Below are 5,321 nucleotides of genomic sequence, written 5' to 3'. Positions count from 1 at the left end.
AAGAAGCATGCGTTTCTGTTCTTCGGTAGGTTTGAGAACAAGCTTAATAGTTCTTTGGAGTATCATAGGCATATATTGCTTCAATATCTGCGAATATTCAAGTGCGGTTTCCTCACCTACCTTACGGGAGGGGGTCTCCGACCGCAAGGAGGAGTAGGATGAACCACAAACCCGTAATAGAGCTCTCCAAGGTCAACGAGGTAAAGAGGCTCCTGCGAAGGGCGAAGCTGAACACCGTCTGTGAGGAGTCAAGGTGTCCAAACATATCGGAGTGCTTTGGAAATAGGACAGCCACCTTCATGATTCTCGGAGACAGATGCACGAGGGGCTGCACTTTCTGCAACGTAAAGAGAAAGTTCCCCCTCCCCCTTGATGAAGATGAGCCCCTTAGGCTCTTGGAGGCAGTCAAAGCCCTCGGTCTGAGGTACGTGGTAATAACCTCGGTAACGAGGGACGACCTTCCCGATGGCGGTGCGGGGCAGTTTGCCCGGTGTATAAGGCTCCTGAAGGAAAAAATATCGGGGATCAAGGTTGAGGTGCTCATACCCGACTTCAGGGGTGATGAAGAGAGCCTTCGCCATGTCCTTGAGGCTGGTCCCGATGTCCTCAACCACAACGTGGAGACAGTTCCCCGCCTTTACCCGAGGGTGAGGCTTGGGTCAAAGTACGAGAGGAGTTTGAAGGTCCTTGAGATGAGCAAGAGGATGGCACCCCATATTCCCACAAAGTCAGCCCTGATCCTTGGCTTTGGAGAGAGCATGGAGGAGGTCGTAGAGGTTCTGAAGGACCTCCGGTCGGTGGGATGTGACTTCCTTAGCGTCGGGCAGTACTACGCTCCCTCCCTCAAGCACCATCCAGTTGTGAAGTACTATACGCCCGAGGAGTTCAGAGAGATAGAGGACATAGCTTACGAGCTTGGCTTCAGGTTCGTTGCGAGCGGACCTAACGTCAGAAGCTCTTACAGAGCCTTTGAGGGCTGGCTCCTATCTCAGAGCTCCTGAAGGGAGTAAACCTTCAGCCTCTCTCCCCTTTCCTTCAACTTCCTGTAGCTCCTTATAGCGTCAAGGATGGCGTAGCCTCCCCTTACAGTCGTTGTATAGGGTATCCCGTGCTGGACAGCTGCCCTCCTTATAAAGTAGGCATCGCTGACCTCCCTCCTGCCCGAGGGTGTGTTTATAACGAGGTCTATCTCTCCGTTTGTAATGAGGTCAACCACGTGGGGTCTTCCCTCCGATATCTTGAGGACGTGCTGGGCAGGTATACCCTCCTTTTGAAGGAATCTGTAGGTTCCAGTGGTTGCATATATCCTGAACCCGAGAGAGACAAACCCCCTTGCCAGCTCAAGAACCTTTTCCTTGTCCCTGTCCGCAACGCTGATGAAAACGTTTCCCTTTTCGGGGAGCCTGTTTCCCGCTGCGAGCTGAGCCTTGTAGAAGGCAAGCCCAAACTCCTCATCAATCCCCATAACCTCCCCTGTGCTCTTCATTTCAGGACCCAGCAGGGGATCAACCTCTGGAAACCTGTTCCAGGGAAAGACAACCTCTTTGACGGTGTAGAGCTTTCTCTCCTTAGATACGAAGTCGGAGGCAACGTGGGACTTTCCCTCCTCAAGGAGCTTAAAGACTTCAGGTACGAGCTCCCTGAGCTTCCTGCCTATAGAGATCTTCGCCGCTATCTTGGCAAGGGGATAGCCTATAGACTTGCTCACGAAAGGAACGGTCCTTGAAGCCCGGGGGTTTACCTCCAGAACGTATATCTCCCCCTCTGAGACAGCCAGCTGAAGGTTTATGAGCCCCCTCACGTCAAGAGCTCTGGCTATCTTCCTGGAGAGCTCCTTTACCTCCTCAACTATCCTGTCCTCAAGGGTATAGGGTGGTATTGAGGCTGCGCTGTCTCCTGAGTGGACTCCCGCCTCCTCAATATGCTCCATCACCGCTCCTATAAGGACATCCTCCCCGTCCGCAACTGCGTCAACATCAAGCTCAACGCTGTCTCTCAGGTACTTGTCTATAAGTATGGGTCTTTCGTAGCTCACGCTCACCGCTTCCTCAAGGTAGGAGAGAAGGTCCTCCTCCCCATAAACTATCTTCATAGCCCTACCGCCAAGCACATAGGAAGGTCTGACGAGAACGGGGTATCCTATCCTCCGGGCTATCTCCAGCGCCTCCTCCCTGCTCCTAGCGGTCCCACTCTCAGGCTGCTTCAAACCGAGCTCTATTATCAGCTGGCGGAATAGCTCCCTGTCCTCAGCCCTGTCTATACTTTCTGGGGAGGTGCCCAGTATCCTCACGCCCTCCCTCTGGAGCTGAAGGGCGAGCTTCAAGGGTGTCTGGCCACCGAACTGGAGCAGAACTCCCTCGGGTTTTTCCCTCTCAACTATGGCGAGCACGTGCTCAAGGACTATAGGTTCAAAGTAGAGCCTGTCCGCCGTGTCGTAGTCTGTTGATACGGTCTCTGGGTTGCAGTTTACCATTATCGCCTCGTAGCCTTCCTCCTGAACCGCAAAGACCGCATGAACGCAAGCGTAGTCAAACTCTATGCCCTGACCTATCCTGTTGGGACCGCTACCCAGAATCAGTATCTTACCTTTCTCCATCCGCCTGATTATTTTAAACTGAAGAGGTGCTTGCAAAGCTCCTTGAAGCCTTAAGGCTTACTGAAAATGTGTGTAGAGTCTGCAAAGAGCCCTTCTCACCTTCCAGCCAAGGCTTTCTGTGTGAAAGGTGCCTGCAGAGGATCAAACCCGCCCACCCCATAGAGTACACAGCCCTGGACTACGTAAGCTCTTACAGAGTATTCGCCCTCTACGAAGAACCCCTCTCAGAAATCATCAGGCTTATAAAGTTCAGGGGTGTCCTGCCCCTTGCCCACGAGCTTGGCTCACGCATCTCCGAGCACCTGAAAGAGTATATTGAGGAGCTCCGTCCTGACCTCGTAACTTACGTTCCCGTCCACCTCTTCCGTTTCTGGCGCAGAGGCTTTGACCACAACAGGGAGATACTCAAAGGTGCGGGAATAGACCCCGAGGAGGTTCTTATAAGGCTCAAGCACTCCAAGCCTTTAGCCTCCTTTAGTAAGGAAAGGAGGTTCAGTGTTGTGAAGGACGCCTTCGGCGTGAGGAAGGCATGGATTGATGAAGTTGAGGGAAAGAGGATACTGGTATTTGACGACATCCTCACAACAGGAGCGACCAGCACTTCCGTCGCCCGAACCCTTCTCTCCCTTGGAGCGGATGAGGTCTTCTTCTACTTCGTGGCAAGGGAGGTTTAAACTATTAATTGGAGGTTTGTTATGGGTCTTATGGATAGAGATTACTACAGGGAGAAGAAGGGGTCAGAGAGGAGAACAGAAAACCTATTTGAAAAGCTCAGGAGGAACCCCATAGCCATCATAGCTGTTATACTAGCCATCCTCTTCCTCATAGCACTTATAACGTGATGCTTGCTCCAAGGAACGTAAGAAGAAAAGCACAGATCGCGAAGATACTTGCAAAGCACGGCTTTGGCTTCTTCGTTGAAAAGATCGGTTTGGGAAGGTTTGTCCCTTTCCACTGGGGGATACTCGGACACCCAAAGAGGGAGCACCGCTACTCAGCTCCAGAGCACTTGAGGATGGCTTTTGAGGAGCTCGGACCCACATTCATAAAGCTCGGGCAGATACTGAGCACAAGACCCGACCTTATACCTGCAGAGTACGTTGAGGAGTTTGCCAAGCTTCAGGACAGGATACCGCCGTGTCCCACCGAGAAAATACTTGAGGTCATTGAGGAGGAACTGGGCAAGCCCGTGGAAGAGATCTTCTCCGAGTTTGAGATGGAGCCCATCGCCTCAGCCTCCATAGGTCAGGTTCACAGAGCAAGGCTTAAGGATAGAAGGAGGGTGGTTGTAAAGGTCCAAAAGCCTGGGGTTGAAAAACAGATAAAGCAGGATCTGGAGATCCTTGAAGAGCTGGTAAAGAGGCTTCAGCTTTACTGGGAGGCTGCCCAGCACCTTGACCTTGAGGGTTTGTACGAGGAGTTTGCCTATACACTTAGGAACGAGCTTGACTACGAGAGGGAGGGAAGAAACGCCGAGACCTTCAGAAAGAACTTCATCAATGACAAGGACGTCTACGTGCCCCAGGTGTTTTGGGAATACAAAACCTCAAAGGTTCTTGTCCTGGAAGAGCTGGAGGGTGTCAAGTTCACAGAGCTTGAGAGGATAAGGGTTCTTGGCTTTAACCCTAAGGAGATCGCCCAGAAGGGAGCCCGCATGTACATGGATATGTTCTTCAGGGATGGCTTCTTCCACGGAGACCCTCACCCCGGAAACTTCTTCGTCCTCAAGGACGGGAGGATAGGCATAGTTGACTTCGGCATGGTTGGTGTCCTTGACGATATGATGAGGATGAACCTTCTCCAGCTCCTTTACGGGATAGCCAACAATGAGATGAACCTCGTTATGGACGCCCTCTACGACTTGGGGATAAGGGGGGAGTTCAAGAGGGAGAACATGCTGAGGAAGGAGCTTGAGGTTCTCTTCTCCTACTACTTCTTCAGACCTCTCAGCGAGGTAAAGCTTTCAAGAATAGTTGAGGAGATATTCAGGCTCATATACAGGTACAGGATAAGCCTCCCTTCGGACCTCTTTCTCCTGCTCAAGACCGTTGGTATGGGAGAGGGACTTCTGATGAGGCTTGACCCGGAGTTCAGGATGATAAATGCGGTAAAGCCCTACGTAGTGAGAAGGAGGAGACTGATGCTGTCGCCAAAGTTTCTGGCAAAGCAGGCTGAGAGGAACCTCCTCCTCACTTCCAAGCTCCTGATACAGTCTCCCGAAAAGATAAAGAGGTTTACCTCAATGCTTGAAGCCGGCAAGGTTGAGTTCTCAATAAAGTACGAGGGGGAGAAGAGGCTCGTAAGCGACCTGAGAAAGGATATAAACAGGCTCACCCTCAGCATCCTCACCCTCGGCTTCATAGTTGCCATGGCTCTGGTAATTTCAGCCTACAAACCCGAGTTCTTCCGCGTTGAGTACTTCCTTATGATGACCTGCGGTGTAGCCCTTTTATTCTTCGCTGGATTGATATTCAAGGTATTCAGGGAGGGAGCCTGATTCAGCGGAGGGTCCTTATTTCCCTCCCTATCTTCTCCTGTACAGACTCAACCTTGCTCTTGAGCCTGCCGGACTTTCCCTCCCTGTAGTCTATCTTCATCGTTATTGATATCCGCGGGCACTCCTTTTTAAGCTCCTCAAAGCCCTTCTTGAGGACTCCCATGACCTCATCCCAGTCCTCTCCTTCAACTATAGTCCCCATGGGAGTCAGGACATAGGGAAGTCCTG

The 5,321-nt window shown here is 51.7% G+C and carries 6 protein-coding genes; 4 read left to right on the top strand and 2 right to left on the bottom strand.

Annotation, left to right across the window (positions count from 1 at the left end; translation table 11 throughout):
• Positions 1–158 precede the first annotated feature (158 nt).
• Positions 159–1,001 carry a lipoyl synthase gene (gene lipA, locus AC1HCM_RS04725; protein ID WP_479460624.1) on the top strand — a complete coding sequence of 281 codons (843 nt, stop codon included), beginning with the start codon at positions 159–161 and terminating at the stop codon, positions 999–1,001.
• Here lipA and carB read toward each other — a convergent pair.
• Positions 989–2,596 carry a carbamoyl-phosphate synthase large subunit gene (carB, locus tag AC1HCM_RS04720; protein ID WP_479460623.1) on the bottom strand — a complete coding sequence of 536 codons (1,608 nt, stop codon included), beginning with the start codon at positions 2,594–2,596 and terminating at the stop codon, positions 989–991. The genes lipA and carB overlap by 13 nt on opposite strands.
• A 26-nt stretch (positions 2,597–2,622) precedes the next feature.
• On the opposite strand from carB, the gene AC1HCM_RS04715 reads away from it, so the two are divergent.
• The 3 genes from AC1HCM_RS04715 to AC1HCM_RS04705 are packed head-to-tail and all read left to right on the top strand — an operon-like array spanning position 2,623 to position 5,093.
• Complete coding sequence (locus AC1HCM_RS04715; RefSeq protein ID WP_479460622.1) at positions 2,623–3,270, top strand: ComF family protein; 648 nt, start codon at positions 2,623–2,625, stop codon at positions 3,268–3,270.
• A 21-nt stretch (positions 3,271–3,291) separates the two neighbouring features.
• Positions 3,292–3,438 carry a hypothetical protein gene (locus tag AC1HCM_RS04710; RefSeq protein WP_479460621.1) on the top strand — a complete coding sequence of 49 codons (147 nt, stop codon included), beginning with the start codon at positions 3,292–3,294 and terminating at the stop codon, positions 3,436–3,438.
• The gene (locus tag AC1HCM_RS04705; RefSeq protein ID WP_479460620.1) at positions 3,438–5,093 is read left to right on the top strand and encodes an ABC1 kinase family protein; all 1,656 of its coding nucleotides are present in this window, start codon (positions 3,438–3,440) and stop codon (positions 5,091–5,093) included. The genes AC1HCM_RS04710 and AC1HCM_RS04705 overlap by 1 nt, the downstream gene beginning before the upstream one ends.
• Before the next feature lies 1 nt (position 5,094).
• On the opposite strand, the gene AC1HCM_RS04700 is transcribed toward AC1HCM_RS04705, so the two are convergent.
• Positions 5,095–5,321, bottom strand: a 227-nt coding sequence (locus AC1HCM_RS04700) for a thiamine-binding protein (RefSeq protein ID WP_479460619.1), incomplete at its 5' end; no start/stop codon positions are given.

This window comes from Hydrogenivirga sp., from assembly GCF_056450045.1.
Note: the sequence above shows the minus strand (reverse complement) of the source record. Positions and strands in the feature narration are given on the sequence as shown.